Source organism: Sphingobacterium puteale (assembly GCF_050986225.1).
Taxonomy (GTDB): Bacteria; Bacteroidota; Bacteroidia; order Sphingobacteriales; family Sphingobacteriaceae; genus Sphingobacterium; species Sphingobacterium puteale.
Map to the genome: position 1 here is coordinate 5513327 of NZ_CP158959.1, position 19696 is coordinate 5533022.

The window sequence follows — 19696 nt, forward strand, 5'->3', positions numbered from 1 at the left end:
AGAGTATGTACAATCCAGTAATAACATTCCTAAACATCGGAACACAGGAAATGATTTTAATCGTGTTTGCGATCTTGTTACTTTTTGGTGGCAAGAAGCTTCCTGAATTGGCCAGAGGTTTAGGAAGAGGGATACGAGAGTTCAAAGATGCATCTGAAGGCATCAAACGAGAGATTTCAGATCAGATCAATAATTTCGAAAAAGACATAGACACGAAGACAGAGGTCAAAGAGGAGACCGTTCCAAATGAAGTAAAAGTTGCGGAAGAGCAAGCGAAAGCTGAACAAGAGAACCAAGCTGTGGAAACAGCTGAAAATACGGAATCTGAACCAGCAAAGAAAAAATATGAATTTTCAACTCCCGCAGGGGTGGTGGAGCACAATCCACATAAGCAATTGGATTACGGAGAAGAACCTTCTCATATCACTTACGGATATAATGACCACTTTGCTGAGGGCAAAAATAACGAAGGCGAGCAAAAGAAACCTTCAGAACAGGATAACACCAACAAACCTGCTTAACCTTATTACATTAATTTACAATTAGATATTTAATAGAGCTGTTGAATCGTTATTCAACAGCTTTCCTTTTTAAAGTATACCAATAATGAGCTTATTATCACACGAAATTACAATTGCTAACGAGCTATCCATAAGCGAAAAACAAGTTCGCACGACAATCGAACTATTAGACGAGGGCGCCACTGTTCCATTTATTTCCCGTTATCGTAAAGAGATGACCGGCAGCCTGGATGAAGTTCAAATCACCAATATCAGAGATCGCAATCAACAGTTAAAGGAACTGGACAAGCGCAAAGAAGCTGTATTAAAATCCATCAATGATCAAGGAAAATTGACAGCAGAACTTGAACAACAAGTCATGACCGCCGAGACTATGGCAAATCTGGAAGATATTTACCTACCTTATAAGCCAAAGCGCAAAACAAGAGCCAGTGTTGCCCGCGAAAAAGGATTACAGCCTTTGGCAGATCTCCTTTTGGCCCAAGACCAGGTTGATTTTCTGGCACTTGCAAGTTCGTTGGTTGACGAGGAAAAAGGGGTTAAAAATACTGAAGAGGCTTTAGCTGGGGCACGTGATATCATTGCTGAAATTATTGCTGAAGATGCCACCGTGCGGTCTAAATCAAGAGCGATATTCCTGGAAAAAGGAGAATTTGTATCAAGAGTAGTTCCCGGAAAAGAGGAAGCAGCGATTAAATATAAAGATTATTACGAATGGTCAGAGTCATTAAAAGATGCTCCCTCCCATCGTGTTCTGGCGATGCGCCGTGGTGAAAAAGAGGAATTGCTTTATCTGGATATCGACATCAATGAAGAAGATATTCTCCCAACCATTGAATCTATATATATCAAAGCTTCCAACGAGGCGGCTTCACAAGTAAAATTAGCATTGACAGACAGCTATAAGCGATTATTGAAACCGTCTATGGAAACAGAAATTCGTGTGTTGACCCGTCAAAAAGCAGATGAAGAAGCGATCAAAGTTTTTGCGGACAATGTTCGCCAATTGCTTTTAGCAGCACCATTGGGACAGAAAAGACTACTTGCAATAGATCCCGGATTCCGAACAGGATGTAAAACCGTTGTATTGGATGAACAAGGTCAGCTCAAAGAAAACACGGCAATTTTTCCACACAATGGAGCAAATGGACTTGCAGAAGCACAGAAAACAGTCAACTATTTAGTATCGAAACATGATATTCAGGCCATTGCGATCGGTAATGGAACCGCGGGACGTGAGACTGAAGATTTTATAAAAAAGCTGGGGCTCAACAACGTTACTATTGTGATGGTCAATGAAAGTGGAGCCTCTATCTATTCAGCCTCAGAAACAGCCCGGGAAGAATTTCCTGATCACGATATTACTGTACGTGGTGCCGTATCAATCGGAAGGAGATTAATGGATCCACTGGCGGAACTTGTCAAAATTGACCCTAAGTCAATTGGCGTAGGACAGTATCAACATGATGTAGACCAAAATAAGCTGCAGACGTCTTTGGACGATACCGTCATCAGCTGTGTAAACGCTGTAGGTGTGGAATTGAACACGGCATCCAAACAAATTCTTTCGTACGTCTCTGGGCTAGGACCATCCTTGGCACAACAGATTATTAAATATAGAAATGAAAATGGTCCGTTTACTTCACGTCGTGAATTAAAAAAAGTTCCGCGTCTAGGAGACAAAGCTTTTGAACAAGCAGCAGGCTTTCTTCGGATCAGACATGCGGACAATCCGCTGGATTCCTCGGCCGTACACCCCGAACGTTATGCCTTGGTTGAACAGATGGCCAAAGATTTAGGTAAAAAAGTAGAAGATTTACTCAAAGATGCTGAATTAAGAAAATCCATTCCATTGAAAAACTATATTTCTGAGGAAGTTGGGCTACCAACATTAAATGATATTCTGAATGAGCTTGCCAAACCGGGGCTTGACCCGAGGGAAAAGTTTGAAGCTTTTTCATTTACCGAAGGCGTCAATAGCATTGGCGACCTACGCATTGGGATGAAACTTCCTGGTATCGTTACCAACATTACAAACTTTGGTGCTTTTGTTGATATCGGTGTACATCAAGATGGCTTGGTACACCTGAGCCAATTATCCAACCGATATATATCCGACCCACATGAGGTAGTCAAAGTGCAGCAGCATGTGACAGTAACGGTGACCGAAGTGGATGAGAAACGCAACCGTATTGCCCTATCGATGAAAACAGATGAAAAACCTGTTCTCCCCAAGAATAAACGAAATGAGAGCAAACGGCAAGCGGAACCAGAAACAGACATGGCGAGTAAACTGGCCGCGTTGGCAAGTAAGTTCAAATAAATCCTACGATTAAATAAAGGCTGATTCTTTGCTAAAGAATCAGCCTTTATTATTGCTTCGCAATCTTCAATAGACAGTTCAATACTTTTATTTTGTATCTTTAGAAGACAACAAGCCTTAATATGATATGAGACACTGTATTATACTCCTGTGCCTTTCACTGGTAATGCTGCATTTTCAAGCGAGAGCCCAATTGGCAGAGGGAGCGTATATTTCCCAAACCGGCACAAGCAAAAACTTAATTTTGATCAAAGATCATTATCTCTCCTTCATCGACTATGATGACAGCAAAAAGCAATTTGGTTATACCTGGGGTGGCCCCATACAACAACAAGGCAATAATACCAGCATTACGATCGAATATGACACAAAAGATTCGACCCATATTGGGAAGACAGCCAATCTTTACTTTAAAATACAAAATGATGCTATCCAAATAAAAACACCGGACTCCGAGCGAATTTTCAAAAGGCAGAAAGCCATCGCACAAGATTTAGATGCTTTATGGAGAATTACGGGCAGGCAGCAAGAAGCCAAGATGCATGAGATTCCAAAAGCGGACCGCAAGACAATAAAGATATTGGTAGACGGTTATTTCCAATGGATTGCCATTAACCCAGGCCAAAAAGGATTTTATGGAACAGGGGGTGGATACTATAGTTTCAAAAACAATCTTTACACAGAAAAAATACTTTTCTTTTCAAGGGATAATACAAGAGTAGGACAAGAGCTCCACTTTAACGGAAAACTGGAAAATAACGAATGGCACCACAGTGGAAAAAGTTCCAAGGGAGATGATATTTATGAAATCTGGAGCAAAGAATTAGCAAATTAACAAGATGACAATAGAAGAATTTCAATCATTAGACAGTCCTATTCATCATTGGTCTGCGGTACAAAAATCGTTGTGGTATGACAAAAAAGGGGATTGGAAAACAGCACATGATCTCATTGATCAGCTGGATGGATTAGATGCCGCCCATGTACATGCCTATCTACACCGCAAAGAAGGAGACCCTTGGAATGCCCGTTATTGGTACAACCGAGCCAAACAAACGGTCTATACAGGTAGTTTAGAGGCTGAATGGGCTGAATTATTCAAACTATATTTCCAATAGCGCGAATCATCATTATTCTAACCCCAAAAAGATGCCCCTTAGTCGGCCTGTGCGGGTATCCTCAGCTCCTCTAGTTTATTTCTCCTAAATTTTATTTACAAGCTGTTCACAAGCAAAACAATATATTTAGTAATTGTAAAAAACAATAAATATAGCCCATAAATACAACAACACAAATCCACAATGTATTTGAGTAACAAAAATAACACAAAGGAAAAATAATAAAAGACCAATAGCGAAATGGCATGAATATTGACCATAATTTTCTATACTTTAAAAAGTATACTTTTCATAAATTTAGGTTAATAATTGGTTAGGTTAAACACCTGAAGCTCCCCGCTTCAGGTGTTTTTTTTCTACAACAACCAATATCGATAATTAAATCCAAGTACTCCTTATCTGTCTTATTTTAAAATCAATAATTTATTCCTTTTCTGATTTTTCATTCGATCCTATCAAATAAAAAACTGCTTTCTTTTTGGTCACCTACCCTAAGATCCCTTCCCATTTCAACTGAAAAAAGACAGGAGTTTTTCCAGAATAACGAAAACTACATCAATTTTACCGGCACAAACACAATTCTCTGATAATTCTCCTTCTCGAATAAAACACCTATTCTATTTTTATCCAAAAGCACCAGATCTGAGTAGGCAGCATAATCACCTTTTACACCCTCAGGCGCTTTTGAAACGACCTGATTGAAGAACCAAGTTTTTCCCTTATCCTTACTTAATCGGAGCGTCAAATTATCTCTTCTGTTAGCTGTTGCAGAATTGCAAACGGCTAGCATATACCTTCCTTTTCTTCTCCAGGAAAGCGCGGAACCTTGATTAACCGGATCCGGCAGATTTTTATCATAATATGTTGTATCCCAAGTAACACCACCATCACTTGAATACGATACGATTCGCTCTTTCACATTACCTTGCTGGTTACGGGAATTCATATACAGTCCTATATTCGATATTTGTGCAGCCATTGTCTCGTTTGATCCCTCAAATTTGACGCTCGCTCCTATCTTGAATGTCTTTCCGTGATCATCCGAGTAATACGAATGGGCAAAATAGTCTTTGCCATCTGCTTTTGGATTTCCTTCGGAATGATTCGCAGGAATATAAATACGTCCTTTATATTTACCCGAGTCAAATTGCAGCGCATGCCCCGGTGTATTAGCGTAAGTTCGCCAGTCCTCCTGAAAGTTATATTGTGTATTTACAGAAGGCTGATTGGGACGATGTGTCCCAAGGGTAATATTTTCTGGACCAGACCAAGTCTTGCCACCGTCGGTCGAACTGATCAACCAGCACTCGCGTAAGCCATTGCCTTTTCGTACCTCGCTTTCATGATTATTACCAGTATTATAAAAAAGTAATAGACGTCCTTTAGGAAACATAGGATCCAATAAATCTACCACGGGCGCAGGATTTCCAACCTGCAAATTATCATTATCAACAGCTACATGCAATGGCCCCCATGTTTTACCCTGATCCGGACTGACTTTATAAACGATATCTACGTTACCAAAATCGCCCGCATGGTCGACCCTGCCCTCGGCAAAAGCAATCAGCTGTCCGGTTTTATCCTTTACAATAGCGGGTATACGATAGCTTTTATAACCATCTTCGCCAGAAACGAATACATTCACTTCCTGCGCGCCCACTGAAGTAAACAATCCCAAACATAATGTAATCACAAAACCTTTCTTCATTTCATCCCAAATAATATTCATCGCAGTCACCTTAATTTTTTACTATAAAAATAGAATAATCTTCTATCTTTAACGAAACAACAAAGAAATCAACAAAAAATCTATTATAATTATGAAAATTAAAGCGATCTTCCTTGGGGTAGTGCTTCTTGGCATATTCAACTGGGTATCGGGGCAAAACAAGCCCAATATCGTTATTATCATATCGGACGACCACGCCTATCAAGCGATTGGCGCTTATGGTTCCGTATATGGAAAAACACCACAGATAGATCGCATAGCAAATCAGGGTGCTATTTTTAAAAATGCATTTGTCAACAATTCTATCTGTGGTCCATCTCGCGCAACGTTGTTAACTGGTAAATACAGCCATAAAAATGGATTTAAGGACAATGAAACTTCCCAATTCGATTTTAGTCAGGATCTTTTTGTAAAGCAATTGCAAAAGGTAGGTTATAATACGGCATGGGTTGGCAAAATTCATTTGGGAGAAAAGCTCCAGGGATTCAATTATTATGATATCCTAGTAGGTCAGGGCACTTATTTCAACCCCGAATTTATTAGTAAACAGGGTCGCAAACATACCGAAGGCTATGTTTCTGATATTGTAACGGAAAAAGCAATTAATTGGTTAGATACCATAGATTCCGACCGACCTTTTTGCTTAGTCATCGGCCATAAAGCAACACACCGTACCTGGATGCCGGACCCAAAAGACTTTGGGACTTATGACTCTGTGAACTTTACCTTACCACCAACATTTTACGATGACTATCAAAGCAGACAGGCCGCTTCGTTACAAGAAATGTCCATTGATAAGAATATGAAGATGGGCTACGATCTAAAGATGTTCAAATCATTGGAGGATATGATGGAAGATGGAAATTTTAAACGAATGAACCAAGCACAAAAAGACCGCTACGTCGCCTACTACCGTCCTATTTACGAAAAGTTAAAGCAAGATAATCTGACGGGCAAACGGCTTGCTGAATGGAAGTTCAAGCGCTACATGATTGACTATCTCAACACCGCTCAGTCTATGGACCGGAATATTGGCAGGGTATTGGATTATCTGGACCAAAAATCGCTCAGTGAAAATACAATCGTTATTTATCTTTCAGACCAAGGTTTCTATATGGGCGAACACGGCTGGTTTGACAAATGCTGGATGTACGAGGAATCTTTCCGTACACCAATGGTCATGCGTTATCCAGCCTTATTGCATCCGCAATCAACTATCGAAGCGAAAGTTGTCAATGCAGATATTGCTCCTACTTTGTTGGAGCTCGCTTCAGTCAAACAGCCAAAAGATATGCAAGGAAAATCTTTTGTTCACGTGCTAAAAAATAACAAAGAAGAACATCGCAAGGATCTTTTCTATCATTATTTTGAAAATGGAGAACATGCTGTGAGTCCTCATTTTGGTGTCCGGGATGATCGTTATAAATTGATCCGTTATTATAAACGTGTCGAAAATTGGGAGCTCTTCGATCTTGAAAAAGATCCCAATGAACGACATAATGTATATAAAGATCCGGTGTATAAAAGTGTTGTCAGCAGGATGAAAAAGAAACTTGCCAGCCAAATGCGCGAATTTGATGACAAAGAAGCCGAAGCGATTTATAAGGTAAATATCGATCGGTAAGTAAAAAGAGAGAATCCTCCGCTGGAAATTTATGAATGAACAGAGCGATAAATGAAATTAGGAATAACAACGCCTACACCGGAAATCTTGGCCGCCGGTTGCCCTAACCTTATACCGGCTTTTGTCCAGACTGCTTATGAGCAAATTCCACCATTCATTCCGGCTATGACCGAGAAATCACCTATCGATGACCTACCCAGATAGGTTAACAGTAGGTTAGCGGTAGGTGCCAGTCTGAGATACTGGCGACCACAACCCATAGTCGGGGCGAACAAAGGCAATGATTGCTGCGAAGCGAAGGCTTACAACCAAACACTTCACTGCGCCTGCATTATCCGCCGTCGACGAAGAGTCTGAGCTAGAAAGAAAAATCAATTTCGGAGAACAATAAAGCTGCACCTAACATCGGTTCGGCGAAATGCAGAATAAAAAGAAAAACTCAAATTTCGGATTTCTGTTCCAAAAATGCTGTTGACATTAGCTTTTTTATTAATTCAGCCACTTTTTCCAAATCTTAAGCATCGGGCTTTTACCGATCAACGCATCAGTATACATTGGGCGCAACGGGCTTTCATCTTACTGAGAGTTCTATTCAAGCATTCTGACCTTTTTATTACAAAAAACACAAAAATAAAGTATAGTTATCAGGTGGATTTTATATATTTGCATTAACATTTTTTAACACATGAAACTAAACTATCTACTAATGCCTGAAAAACGAATGCCACAAGGAGATATTTTTCCAGGTAATTATTAAATGTCTCCGATAACCCTTTCAAACAGAAAATAATAACTCATTATTAATATTTTAATATGGCAAAAAACAACATAGATTTTGTCGTACTGGCAGCGCTTTGCTTAAGCACGGGCACGCTATACGCTCAATCTACCATAAAAGGTAAAGTAGTCGATAACAACAGCAGCCCTATTCAAGGTGCAACGATTACAGAAATAATAAGTAAAAAACAGGTGCAAACGGATGCAAATGGCCTATTCGAATTACCGTCAAATAGTAATTCCATCAGCATCCAGGTTCAATATATTGGTTTTGATTCCAAAACTGTCCAAACCAATCCAAATGGGCTTACCACTATTCAACTGTTACCGACGAGTTCCCAACTGGATGAAGTCGTTGTAACCGCCCTGGGTATTTCTCGCGAAAAGAAATCATTAGGATATGCAGTCCAAGAAGTCAAATCTGTTGAACTTCAAACACGTCCTACGAATGCACTCAGTGCACTTTCCGGAAAAGTAGCAGGTCTTCAAGTAACTACTTCAGGAGGCAATATGGGTGGATCCAACCATGTTTTGCTTCGGGGTATCAATTCAATTGCGGGAAATAACCAACCACTTTATGTGGTTGATGGCACGCCTATCGATAACACGGATTTAAACTCCTCATCGACCATTAACGGAAGCGCAGGCAAAGACGTTGGAAATATGATACAAGACATCAATCCTGACGATATCGATAACATCTCGGTGTTAAAAGGTCCCTCGGCTGCTGCATTATATGGTTCTAGAGCCGCTAACGGTGTTATACTGATCACGACCAAGCGTGCTTCAAAGGGTGAAAAAATAGATATTTCGTTAAACACGGGTGTTGATTTTGAGAATATTGTCCGACTTCCAAAAAGACAACATTTATACGGTCAGGGTTACTCTACTGCTTTTCAAACTCAAAATATCAATGGTACAGACTACAAAATCGTAGATTATGCTGCAGATGAAAGCTGGGGTCCTAAACTCGATGGTACACCTGTCTTACAGTGGTATAATTTAAACCCTGAAGACGAATCCAATTACCTGAATCCGTCGCCATGGCTTTATCCAAAAAATGATGTCAGTTATTTCTTTCGGACTGGTGTAGCCAATACCAATAATTTTGCTATCGCCGGCAATAGTGGAAATACAAATTACAGATTTTCCTACACGAACAAAAATGTAAAAGGAACAACTCCAAATTCTAGTTTAGGTCGTAATACGTTTAACTTTTCCGGAGGAACACAGCTGGGCAAATTGAAAATAAATTCTAATTTCAACTACATCCGTAACGCATCCATAGGCCGCCCATGGACAGGTGCATCCAACAGAAATATTATCCTCGAGGCATTCCAATGGGGAGCAGTACAAGTGGATTACAAGTTATTAGAAAATTATAAACGTGAGGATGGAACTCCATTAGCATGGAACCGTAGCGGTTGGCAAAATACACCCACGGACGAAGCAACAAAATTCATAGACAATCCTTATTGGTCAGCTTACGAGTCTTATATGGAAGATAATAGAGACCGCTTTTATGGAAATATTGGATTACAATATGACTTAAATAGCTGGCTTTCCTTAGGAGCTAAAGTACATGGAGATATTTACTCGTTCCAATCTCAGGACCGTATCGCTGTATACTCTCGCAGCACTTCACAATATGAAGAGACAAGTAATAAACTGAACGAATACAATTATGAATTTTTAGCTACAGCCAAAAAAAACTGGGATAAATTCTCACTTATTGGAAATATCGGAGCCAATCTTCGTGACCAGCAGCGCAAGCAAGATTATGCCATTACGCAGGGCGGTCTAATTATTCCAAATTATTATAATTTAAGAAATGCCAATGCAGTCGAAATTAAAAACTATAAATATCACAGACGGATCGCATCTGTTTATGGAAGCTTTTCTTTAGGATATAATGATTTTCTTTACTTAGATGGAACAGTGCGTAATGACTGGTCTTCAACATTACCAACAGATAACAACTCTTTTATATATCCTTCCCTAACAGGTAGTTTTGTCTTTAGTCAATTAGAAGCATTCAAACAATTGAATTGGTTAAGTTTCGGAAAAATACGTTTAGGATGGGCGCAGGTCGGGAATGACACAGATCCTTATCAACTGTATAAGGTCTATGAACCCGAGCAATCATATGAAGGGCAAGCTTCCTATGGCCTCCCGAGTATTAAACCAAATGCTAATTTAAAACCTGAAATTACCAGTTCTTGGGAAACAGGTCTGAACGTGCAATTGTTCAAAAATCGCTTAGGATTTGATATAACCTACTACAACAATAATTCCAGAAATCAAATCCTTCCTGTCCCTGTTTCTTCGTCTTTTGGATACGCAAGCAAAGTATTTAATGCAGGAAAAATTAATAACAAAGGTCTCGAAATTGTTCTTAATGGCACGCCAATCAAAAATGAAAACTTTACTTGGGACGCTACAATTAACTGGGCCAAAAACAAAAACAAAGTGATCAAATTAGACGATCAGGTAAATACATTGAGTTTAAGCAATTCGTTAGTTGAATTAGTAGCACGTGAAGGCGAGTCCTATGGACAATTTTTAGGCTATGACTTTGTATATGCAGCAGATGGACAACGCGTTGTTCAGGCAGATGGAACTTACATGAAAACCTCCCAATTGGTACCCCTGGGATCTATTCTTCCTGATTTCACCTTTGGTTTTCAAAATAGCTTCCGCTACAAAAACTTTAGCTTAGGATTTTTGGTCTCAGGTCGTGTTGGCGGAAAATTTTTCTCCCAAACGTATAAAGTTGGTATGTATTCAGGCATCCTGGACAAAACAGCGGCTAATAATATCCGTGAAACGGGTGTTGTTTTGGATGGTGTCAAAGGCGATGTCACATTCCACAGCGACGGTACATATGCCGTTGAGAACGTTCAACAAAATACCACCAATATTACAGCGCAGCAATGGGCGCGCAATGAGTACAATGGCCCTACCACTTTTTCCATTTTTGATGCCACTTATGTTAAACTGAGAGAAGTGACGCTAGGTTATAATTTCAAATTAGCCAATGCCAAAGTCATTAAAAATATTGGGGTCAATGTCTATGGCCGTAATCTTTGGAATATCTACACCAAGAGTAAATACATTGATCCTGAATTCACCTCCAGTGGCGGTAATGTACAGGGTATTGAAGGTGGTAATATCCCCGTTCCAGTTACTTACGGTTTTAATGTAAACCTTAAATTCTAAAAAAATGAAAATATCAACTATATTATATACTTCAGTAATCGGTACTTCACTTATTGTTACATCATGCTCTAAGTCTACGTTTAACGATATAAATACAGATCCTAACCGTCCCGCCACCGTTACAACACCGACAATTTTGGTAACTGCCGAAAAGCAATTGATTAATGCCTTACGAAGCGAGGAGGTCAGTTTACGTGGAGCACAATTATTTTCACAATATTTTGCCCAAAATATATACACCGATCAATCGCGTTATCAAATACCAACGAGTTATTCCGATAATTACTGGACGGCAACTTACAAATCGCTCAATAATCTGAATGAAATTATAAAACTCAATTCAAATGAAAAGACTAAGGCCATCGCCGCAGCAGGAACAGCAGGTTCCAATGCGAACCAGATTGCGATTGCAAGAATTCTTAAATCTTATGCTTTTCAATCATTAACCGATGTTTTTGGTAATATTCCCTATGAGTCTTACGGAAATAAAGATGCTGATTTTGAAGCCCTGCAACAGGACCCAGACAACTTAACGCCTAAATATGCAAGTCAGGAAAAAATCTATAAAGATATTCTAAACGAACTGCAACAAGCGGCCGATACCTTAACGAAATATGCAACAGCAACCACATTTGGTAATGCCGACATTATCTACAAGGGATCTAATACCAGCTGGGCAAAATTCGCCAATTCACTACGTTTGCGTGTGGCCAATCGCATGAAAGCCAAAGATGCCGCATTGGCAGCGACCCATATTGCCGATGCGATAAAGAAAGGCATATTTACCACCAACAGCGACAATGCCGTATTTAAATATTCTAAAACTCCACCCAATGAGGCTCCACTATTCCGAGCCACTGTGACAGCCAAACGGCAAGATTTCGCCATTTCAAATGTGCTTATCGAAACTCTACAAGGCACACGTGGTCCCTTTAAAACTGTAGACCCTCGCTTGTCTAAATTCGCAAAACCAACATCCTCAGGAAATGCCTATTTCGGCCAGCCGTATGGGCTTCCCTTAGCCGCCGGCAATCTCTTTCCTCTAGCTAAAATCTCACTCCCGAGCGATATTATTAATGCTGCAGATTATGGCGAAGTTCTTCTGGAATACGCTGAAGTAGCATTCCTCTTGGCAGAAAATAACAATTGGGATCAAACTAATTACGAGAAAGGAACTCGCGCTTCGCTAGAAAAGTGGGGGGTATCGCAAGAAGATATTAATAGCTATATCAGCAAACTGCCAGCTGCTAATAAAGAGCATGTGCTTTCCCAAAAATACTTAGCACTTTTCAATCAGAGCATAGAAGCTTGGTCAGAAATCAGAAGAACAGGCTACCCATTATTTCTCATCAAAAAAGGAGATGTTACCTGGAGCGGAACTATCGATGGCAAACCGGTTACCTATACCTTTAATCCCGAAGTTGGTGATGCCATACCGAGCCGTTTGGTGTATCCATTGAAGGAACAAAGTACAAATAGATCAAATTATCAAGCAGCCCTGGCGCAACAAGGAGATGATGTGATCAACACCAAAGTATGGTGGAATAAATAAAAAAGTAATTTCTACCCATTTGAACACCTGAAGTTTAAGATTTCAGGTGTTTTTTTTTCCAATTATTTCATAACTTCGTAAAGACCATTAAGAAAGAATGCCATGGATGATCAAACATTAGATAAAATCGACCAACTGAGTGAAGAGGGTAATGCCTATTGTGATGAAGAGAACTTTCGCGAAGCAATTAGGGTATGGACTGAAGCGCTCAATTTAATCCCTAGCCCACAAAATGTCCACGCTGAAAGTCTTTGGCTGGAAGCCTCCATTGGGGATGCTTATTTCTTGGAGGATGATTTCGAAAATGCACTTACCCACTTTGAAAACGCCAAGAGCAATATCATAGAAAATGCCTATGAAAATCCATTTATCATGCTACGGTTAGGACAGTGTTACTTCGAAACAGCGAATACCGAATCTGCACAAGAATACCTCCTCCGGGCATATATGATGGAAGGAAAGGAAATTTTTGAAGAAGAATCTCCGGACTATTTTAACTTTTTGGCTGACAATGTGGAGTTAGATTAATCAATTGCATCTGCCATCTCATAAGTAAATCAGATTCAAGAATAGGTGCTCCCTCGACAAATATGGTCCAATATTTTTGCTGTGGTTCATCCTTTCTCGTCAGCTTGTCATAATATAGAAGCTGACGAAATCATCCCCTCTTTCATATTCACAGCGGCCAAGAAAGGCTCTCTAAATTGAATTCCGATTTATCGTCGGAGATTGTGTGAATGAAATAACCAGTATAAATAGAATAATAAGCGAAAAAATAGCAGTTTTTTTAGATGAAGAAAAATTAAATATTCTATATTTGCATCAATTTATATTTGATCTAAATAAACTACCATGAAGAATAGAACACGATATATGATGTTCGCAGCAGGGAGCCTTGTCCTTCTCGGGACTCAGTTACATGCACAAGAGTTATCTCTCCTCGTTAAAAATACAGAAAATCAACCAGTGGCTCAAGCTAATATCAAACTCAATGGAAAAAACATTGGTTACTCAAATCAGCAGGGGCAATTTTACCTTTCTAAAGTACCGACAAATTCCCCGCTAAAATTTCGCGTTTCCTATACCGGTTTCTCGCCCCTTGAAAAGATGGTGCGTTTAGATACGGTCAGTGGTCCTATCCTATTTCAGTTAAATGCAACACAGACTTTAGACGAGATTATCGTTACCGCTGGTCGTAAAGCCGAAAGTATCTCTACAGTTCCCTCCTCAGTATCCATTTTAACAACAAAAGAGATCGAGGCACAGAGCCAGATCAGCACCAATCTTTCCACAATACTTGGCAATACAATTCCAGGGCTAGGAACAGCGACCAATAAAGCAACCAATTCGGGTCAGACCTTACGTGGACGGTCAGTACTGGTTTTAATAGACGGCATTCCCCAATCCACACCATTAATGAACGGCCAACGTGATCTACGCACCATTGATCCTAGCGTTATTGAGCGTGTGGAAGTTATTAAAGGAGCAACCTCCATCTATGGAAATGGTTCAGCTGGTGGGATCATCAATTATATCACGCGCAATCCGGCAAAAGATTCAGCTCCTATCCAAGGAATTACTACTCTAAGGACAACCTTCAATCCCATAAACAGTGCTGGAACGTTGGGCTATCGTGTCGCTCAAACATTCTATGGGCGAAAAAACAGATGGGATTACACCGTTAGCGGATCAGCGGATTACGTAGGTCTTCAACGCGATGGCGATGGAACAGCGCTCGGTCAAACCGACGGTCTTTCCAATACCTATCAATACAACGCATTCCTCAAACTCGGCTACACCATCGATAGCAGTTCCAATCTGTCCGCAGTATATAATTTTTATCGAAGCAACCAGCACAACAGATACATCAGCCAAACAGGTGTCTATGGACAGTCCCCTACCATCGGAGTAAAAGGAGATGACCCTGGCAAACCTGCCGGTACGCCATACAATCACAATGCAATGCTGACGTATACCAAAAATAATCTTTTTGCCTCCACCTCTCTCGTTGCATCGACCTATTACAACACCTTTCGGTCCATGAATCGTTATGTCGAAAAAGCATCGGCCTGGTATGGTCCCGGCCAGACACAGATCAACTCCGAGAAAAAAGGGCTACGGATCAATCTTAACACCCCATTTCAAGTATTTGGCTCTAACGCAGATGTCACTTACGGACTTGATCTCCTGAATGATGTTACGGATCAAAATCTGACCGATGGCAGGGTTTATATTCCTTATATGAATATGCTCAATGTTGCTCCCTATGCCCAGATAAAAATTGATTTCCTCGAAAATCTAATTTTCAAAGGTGGGGTTAGATATGAAAATGCAACAGTCAAGATCAAAGATTTTAACACCATTGCTACCGGACCGAATAATGAAGGCAGTATTGCTGTTAAAGGTGGTGAAATACCGTATAAAGGAGCCACGTTCAATGCCGGCCTTCGCTATAATAAATATGCATTCTTTAATCCCTTTATAAGCTTTTCACAGGGTTTTGCCATCAATGAACTTGGCCGAATTGTCCGCAGGGCAACCGACAACGATCTAGATAGTCTAAAAACAGATCCCATCATTACCAATAACTATGAAATCGGGTTTTCCAGCAACTACAGTATTTTCCAATTATCTGCTTCCTACTATTATAGTACTTCAAAAATGGGCGTGGAACTTGTAGACATTGGCGGTTATCTGATGCCACAACGACTTCCCGAGGATGTCTATGGATATGAAGTAGCCCTTAGTGCAACCATCAGCCCGCAACTGACTGTGGGTGGAACTTATGCTTATGTGGAGGGAAAATCGAAAAAAGAAGACGGTACGAAATCCTACCTCAATGGTTCGCGTATTTCTCCGATCAAGGCAACTGGATATATCTATTATACACCGATCAAGCCATTAACCTTCCAAATGTTCTGGGTGCATACCGGGGCTCGTGACAGATTCCTGCCTAACGACAAAGGTGTATATAAAAACAGCGAGGGGCCGGTTAAACCAGTAGATCTTTTTAACTTAAATGGTAATTATCAGATCAATAAACAATGGTCATTGGGACTAGGCGTTGAAAATCTTTTCAATAAGAACTACTACCCAGTTGTAAGTCAATACCGTGCGCTAAATGAGGAATATGTAAGAGGTCAGGGAATGATGGCTTCCTTTAACATCAATTACAAATTTTAGATGATTAAGTCGAGCATACTTTGGCTGCATAAATGGCTCGGGATTATCACAGGGATTGTCGTGTGTATTTTGAGCCTAACGGGATGTATATATACCTTTCAGGATGAGATCAAACTATGGGTTTATCCTGAAAAGTATTATATTGCACACGCAGATAATGCTACCGCTCCCTTACCGCTAAGTACCTTATTGAGCAATGCCCAAAGCAGTCTTGAAAATAATCAGAAAATCACACGGGTGGATCTCTATCCTGCCAAAGATCGGACCTGGATATTCCGTGCCATAAAAACAGACGAAGAAGCTTTTGGGCATTGGAATTACTTTCGGTATTATAAACGGGTATTTATCAATCCTTATACCGGAGAGGTTCAACAGGTTGAAAACACAAAAACAGAGTTCTTTCAGCTCATTTTGCAACTTCACCTCAACTTGTTATTGGGCAAAAAATATGGGCATGCCTTAGTAAGTTGGTCTACAGCACTATTTATTATCATTCTATTAAGCGGGATCGTATTGTGGTGGCCGAAAAAATGGAAAGGAAAAAATTTCCGCAGAAGCTTTTGGGTTGACACAAAGGTTAAATGGAAGCGCCTAAATCACGATCTGCACAATGTGATTGGTTTTTATAGTCTCTTTATTGCGCTGGCTTTTGCTATTACAGGATTGGCATTTGCATTTCCAGGATTCAAAAAGACTTATATCGATACATTCAATCTTTTTCAAAAGGAAGCGACATCTACGAAGCTACCTGTCCCGACACCGATTCCTTTGGCTTACGAAAAATTTCAGGACAATGCACTGCACTATAGCCTCAAAAATTATCCGCAGGCCGAAATGCTTTCCATCCGACTGAAAAAAGAGACCGAACCAGAAATAGATATCCAGATCAGACGGTACGAAAAACGAAGTGGCGTCTTTGACTGGCTTTATTTTGATAAAAAACGAGCTGCTCTAAAACAAATCAAATCCGGTGAGAATTTACGGCTGGGCGATAAGCTCGGAACACTCAATTATGATATTCACACCGGTAGCATTGGTGGCCTAACGACAAAGATCATTACGTTTACTATAAGCCTTTTTTGTGCTTCCTTGCCAATAACTGGTTATATTATCTGGCTGAACAAAAGCAAGAAGACAAAAAAGAAGAAAAGGTTATCAACATAATGTTAATAAACACTGTTAATAACTAGCTATTTTGTTTTAAACAGGTTACTAACAGAGTTATCAACACAATGTGGAAAAAGTACGTTAACAATGTTGCCATTTAGGAGCAAATAAGTTATCCTGGTCCAAAATCCTCAGAAATAAGATAGCACAGGAACTACACTATTCATAAAACATTCCAAGTATAGATATCAAAAAGCCGGTACACTCCCATATCGGCTTTTATTTAAACAAAATATAGATATTCTGATTAGAAAGTGCTACCACTACAACAGGAAAATAATATTTCAAAAATCAAATAGTTAACACAAGTAATCACGGTAAAAAAAACTAATAATAAGCAAGATAACAATTGTTATTGATCCAGCCAGCGCTGAAAATTCGGCGATCGTTCTTCACTAACAATAGCCTCAATCCCCTTTGGAGTTGGGGGAATTAATTCCAATTTAATTCTATTCCGACTTATTTTTAACATAGAATGAATGGAATCAATACGAATAAGAAATTTCCGATTAATCTGAAAAAAGACGAATGGATCTACCTGCGTCACCAAGTGAACAAGGCTATCTTCAATGATATAAGCCACCCCCGACTCCTTCTCCACCGCATACAATTCTTTATCTTCCGCCATAAAGTAAGCAATATTGGCTATCGACAACGACTTTAAGAAGTTACCGTACTTTACAAGGAAGCGTTGTTTTAAACGAACCTCTGCTTTGGGTAACAGCGGCTCAATACGTTTCATGGTCTGCGTGAGTTCTTCTGCATCGAAAGGTTTTAACAGATAGGCATAACCTTGATTTTGAAAAGCCTCCAATGCATATTGTTCATAGGCTGTTGTAAAAATAAGCGGCACATCAATAGATACCTGCTTAAATATTTCAAAACTCAGTCCATCCATCAGGTGGACATCCATAAAGATCAGGTCAAAATGATGCTTATTGATAGTCTTCACCGCTTCCTGAATCTCCTTTGCATTGGTAAAGGTCAATGCGCCATCCCCATAAAGGTCTGTCAACATCTCCTTTAAGCCTACAAAAGCCCAGTCTTCGTCTTCGACAATCAATATATTCCATCCCATGGGTTGAATGTAATAAAAAATCCATTTTCTAAGAAAGAAAATGGATTAATATATAAAGGATTAAAAAAAATTGACCTTATTTTAATAGATCTGGATTATTATTGATCGCTTCCTGTGGATAACGGATCACATAGCGCGGATCGTTTTGCTGCAAGGTCACCGTTCTACCAAAACTCGCATGTGTTATTGCAGGCCTTGTTGTGCGTTTTAAATCATACCAACGCAGACCTTCAAGAGCCAATTCACGTTTACGTTCAAGTAATACCGCATCCAGCAATTGTTCTTTGGACAAATTTGCGTCAGCTTTGACTTGCTGTGTATAAGCATCAGCCGTAAATCTGTTTTTCTTTAACGCGGACAGATATTTTAAGGCTTCTGCTGTATTTCCTAAACGCGCATCACATTCGGCAATTGTCAAATAAAGATCTGCATTTCTGAAGCTCACATTAAAACGGTTTTCTCCTCCTTTAAGGGAAACATAGTCACCCCCTCTTTTTTGGAAGTAACGTCCCTTTCTCAAATCACCATCTGAGTAGGACGACAATAAAGAAGGCGAAATAAATGAACTCGAACGTACTTCCGAGATAGATACTTTCTCCAGCGCCATAATGATTTCGGCAGACTCAAAATCATTAGGTAATAAACTTCCCGTAACATTGAGATCTACTAGCTTGTCGTTTATTTTCAAAGCTTGCTTTGCCGCTTCTATTGCTTCCTGCCATTCCCCGCGATATAAATGAAGACGTGATGCCATTGCATATGCTCCACGTTTACTAAAGCGGTAATTCACACCTTTCGCCTGATCATCTACTGTAAGCAATGCCGTCCCCTTTTCCATATCTGATAACACCTGCGCATAGGAATCACCAATGGTTGCAGGTACAAAACGTTGTTCCAGGTCGATTTTGGTCGATAACGGAACTCCACGCAAACCTGCATTGCTTGTTGAATAGACTTCGCTGTAGCAATTCAATAACTCAAAATGCGCATAGGCACGCATCAGGTAAGCCTCACCTTTGATCTGATCGACGTTAGCGTTACCCTTCAATTTTTCGTCAATCGTACTGATGATCTGGTTACTGTAGAAAATACTCTTATAGAAGGCCAGATACGGATAAGCAGTGGTTGCCGGATCGGGATTTTGATCGTTCCAGAGATAAATATCTTTGGTCCGGGCAGCATCTGTAGAGCTTTCATCCAACAGCAGTTCGTCGGTACGTAACGACAGATACGATTTATGTGCCGGAAAACTCGTGTAGCCACTTGTCATCAAGCCTCTAAAATCACTTTCTGAGGTAGGAATGACAGTCCCCACCGGTTGTATATCTAAGTATTTATTGCAGGAAGTCAATACACTCGCTGTCATGATCATTCCAAAATAAACTATCTTCTTCATTTTATAATC

The 19696-nt window shown here is 40.0% G+C and carries 14 protein-coding genes; 11 read left to right on the forward strand and 3 right to left on the reverse strand.

Annotated features, from left to right (window positions below):
- The first annotated feature begins 5 nt into the window (after window positions 1-5).
- The 4 genes from ABTV71_RS23140 to ABTV71_RS23155 all read left to right on the forward strand — a co-directional run bounded on the left by ABTV71_RS23140 (window position 6) and on the right by ABTV71_RS23155 (window position 3962).
- On the forward strand, window positions 6-521 hold the full coding sequence (locus tag ABTV71_RS23140) for a Sec-independent protein translocase subunit TatA/TatB (RefSeq protein WP_121125856.1): 516 nt from the start codon (window positions 6-8) through the stop codon (window positions 519-521).
- 85 nt (window positions 522-606) lie between these two features.
- Window positions 607-2844, forward strand: coding sequence for a Tex family protein (locus tag ABTV71_RS23145; RefSeq protein WP_433901251.1), 2238 nt, complete (start codon window positions 607-609; stop codon window positions 2842-2844).
- 127 nt (window positions 2845-2971) lie between these two features.
- Window positions 2972-3679, forward strand: a complete 708-nt coding sequence (locus tag ABTV71_RS23150; RefSeq protein ID WP_433901252.1) for a hypothetical protein — start codon at window positions 2972-2974, stop codon at window positions 3677-3679.
- Window positions 3680-3683: 4 nt separating this feature from the next.
- Window positions 3684-3962, forward strand: a complete 279-nt coding sequence (locus ABTV71_RS23155) for a hypothetical protein (RefSeq protein WP_121125859.1) — start codon at window positions 3684-3686, stop codon at window positions 3960-3962.
- 550 nt (window positions 3963-4512) lie between these two features.
- Here ABTV71_RS23155 and ABTV71_RS23160 read toward each other — a convergent pair.
- Window positions 4513-5691 carry a sialidase family protein gene (locus tag ABTV71_RS23160; protein ID WP_433901253.1) on the reverse strand — a complete coding sequence of 393 codons (1179 nt, stop codon included), beginning with the start codon at window positions 5689-5691 and terminating at the stop codon, window positions 4513-4515.
- Window positions 5692-5782: 91 nt separating this feature from the next.
- Here ABTV71_RS23160 and ABTV71_RS23165 point away from each other — a divergent pair, with 91 nt between their 5' ends.
- From ABTV71_RS23165 to ABTV71_RS23195, 7 genes are all read left to right on the forward strand, one after another.
- Window positions 5783-7315 (forward strand): sulfatase family protein, encoded by a 1533-nt coding sequence (locus ABTV71_RS23165; RefSeq protein ID WP_433901254.1) that lies wholly within the window; start codon window positions 5783-5785, stop codon window positions 7313-7315.
- 51 nt (window positions 7316-7366) lie between these two features.
- Window positions 7367-7519, forward strand: a complete 153-nt coding sequence (locus tag ABTV71_RS23170) for a hypothetical protein (RefSeq protein WP_433901255.1) — start codon at window positions 7367-7369, stop codon at window positions 7517-7519.
- 609 nt (window positions 7520-8128) lie between these two features.
- A complete protein-coding gene (locus ABTV71_RS23175; RefSeq protein WP_433901256.1) occupies window positions 8129-11311 on the forward strand; it encodes a SusC/RagA family TonB-linked outer membrane protein in 3183 nt (1060 codons plus the stop codon).
- 4 nt (window positions 11312-11315) lie between these two features.
- Complete coding sequence (locus tag ABTV71_RS23180; RefSeq protein WP_433901257.1) at window positions 11316-12863, forward strand: SusD/RagB family nutrient-binding outer membrane lipoprotein; 1548 nt, start codon at window positions 11316-11318, stop codon at window positions 12861-12863.
- A gap of 102 nt (window positions 12864-12965) precedes the next feature.
- Complete coding sequence (locus tag ABTV71_RS23185; protein ID WP_433901258.1) at window positions 12966-13391, forward strand: hypothetical protein; 426 nt, start codon at window positions 12966-12968, stop codon at window positions 13389-13391.
- 324 nt (window positions 13392-13715) lie between these two features.
- Window positions 13716-16046, forward strand: a complete 2331-nt coding sequence (locus tag ABTV71_RS23190) for a TonB-dependent receptor (RefSeq protein ID WP_433901259.1) — start codon at window positions 13716-13718, stop codon at window positions 16044-16046.
- Window positions 16047-17210, forward strand: coding sequence for a PepSY-associated TM helix domain-containing protein (locus ABTV71_RS23195; RefSeq protein ID WP_433901260.1), 1164 nt, complete (start codon window positions 16047-16049; stop codon window positions 17208-17210).
- A 355-nt stretch (window positions 17211-17565) separates the two neighbouring features.
- On the opposite strand, the gene ABTV71_RS23200 is transcribed toward ABTV71_RS23195, so the two are convergent.
- Complete coding sequence (locus ABTV71_RS23200) at window positions 17566-18291, reverse strand: LytR/AlgR family response regulator transcription factor (RefSeq protein WP_433901261.1); 726 nt, start codon at window positions 18289-18291, stop codon at window positions 17566-17568.
- A gap of 76 nt (window positions 18292-18367) precedes the next feature.
- Window positions 18368-19687, reverse strand: a complete 1320-nt coding sequence (locus tag ABTV71_RS23205; RefSeq protein ID WP_433901262.1) for a RagB/SusD family nutrient uptake outer membrane protein — start codon at window positions 19685-19687, stop codon at window positions 18368-18370.
- Window positions 19688-19696: the final 9 nt, after the last annotated feature.

Coding starts and splice junctions, on each gene's coding strand:
- ABTV71_RS23200 (WP_433901261.1), bottom strand. CDS start 18,291: ATGGGATGGAATATATTGATTGTCGAAGACGAAGACTGGGCTTTTGTA.
- ABTV71_RS23160 (WP_433901253.1), bottom strand. CDS start 5,691: ATGAATATTATTTGGGATGAAATGAAGAAAGGTTTTGTGATTACATTA.
- ABTV71_RS23170 (WP_433901255.1), top strand. CDS start 7,367: ATGAAATTAGGAATAACAACGCCTACACCGGAAATCTTGGCCGCCGGT.
- ABTV71_RS23145 (WP_433901251.1), top strand. CDS start 607: ATGAGCTTATTATCACACGAAATTACAATTGCTAACGAGCTATCCATA.
- ABTV71_RS23185 (WP_433901258.1), top strand. CDS start 12,966: ATGGATGATCAAACATTAGATAAAATCGACCAACTGAGTGAAGAGGGT.
- ABTV71_RS23205 (WP_433901262.1), bottom strand. CDS start 19,687: ATGAAGAAGATAGTTTATTTTGGAATGATCATGACAGCGAGTGTATTG.
- ABTV71_RS23155 (WP_121125859.1), top strand. CDS start 3,684: ATGACAATAGAAGAATTTCAATCATTAGACAGTCCTATTCATCATTGG.
- ABTV71_RS23190 (WP_433901259.1), top strand. CDS start 13,716: ATGAAGAATAGAACACGATATATGATGTTCGCAGCAGGGAGCCTTGTC.
- ABTV71_RS23175 (WP_433901256.1), top strand. CDS start 8,129: ATGGCAAAAAACAACATAGATTTTGTCGTACTGGCAGCGCTTTGCTTA.
- ABTV71_RS23150 (WP_433901252.1), top strand. CDS start 2,972: ATGAGACACTGTATTATACTCCTGTGCCTTTCACTGGTAATGCTGCAT.
- ABTV71_RS23165 (WP_433901254.1), top strand. CDS start 5,783: ATGAAAATTAAAGCGATCTTCCTTGGGGTAGTGCTTCTTGGCATATTC.
- ABTV71_RS23140 (WP_121125856.1), top strand. CDS start 6: ATGTACAATCCAGTAATAACATTCCTAAACATCGGAACACAGGAAATG.
- ABTV71_RS23180 (WP_433901257.1), top strand. CDS start 11,316: ATGAAAATATCAACTATATTATATACTTCAGTAATCGGTACTTCACTT.
- ABTV71_RS23195 (WP_433901260.1), top strand. CDS start 16,047: ATGATTAAGTCGAGCATACTTTGGCTGCATAAATGGCTCGGGATTATC.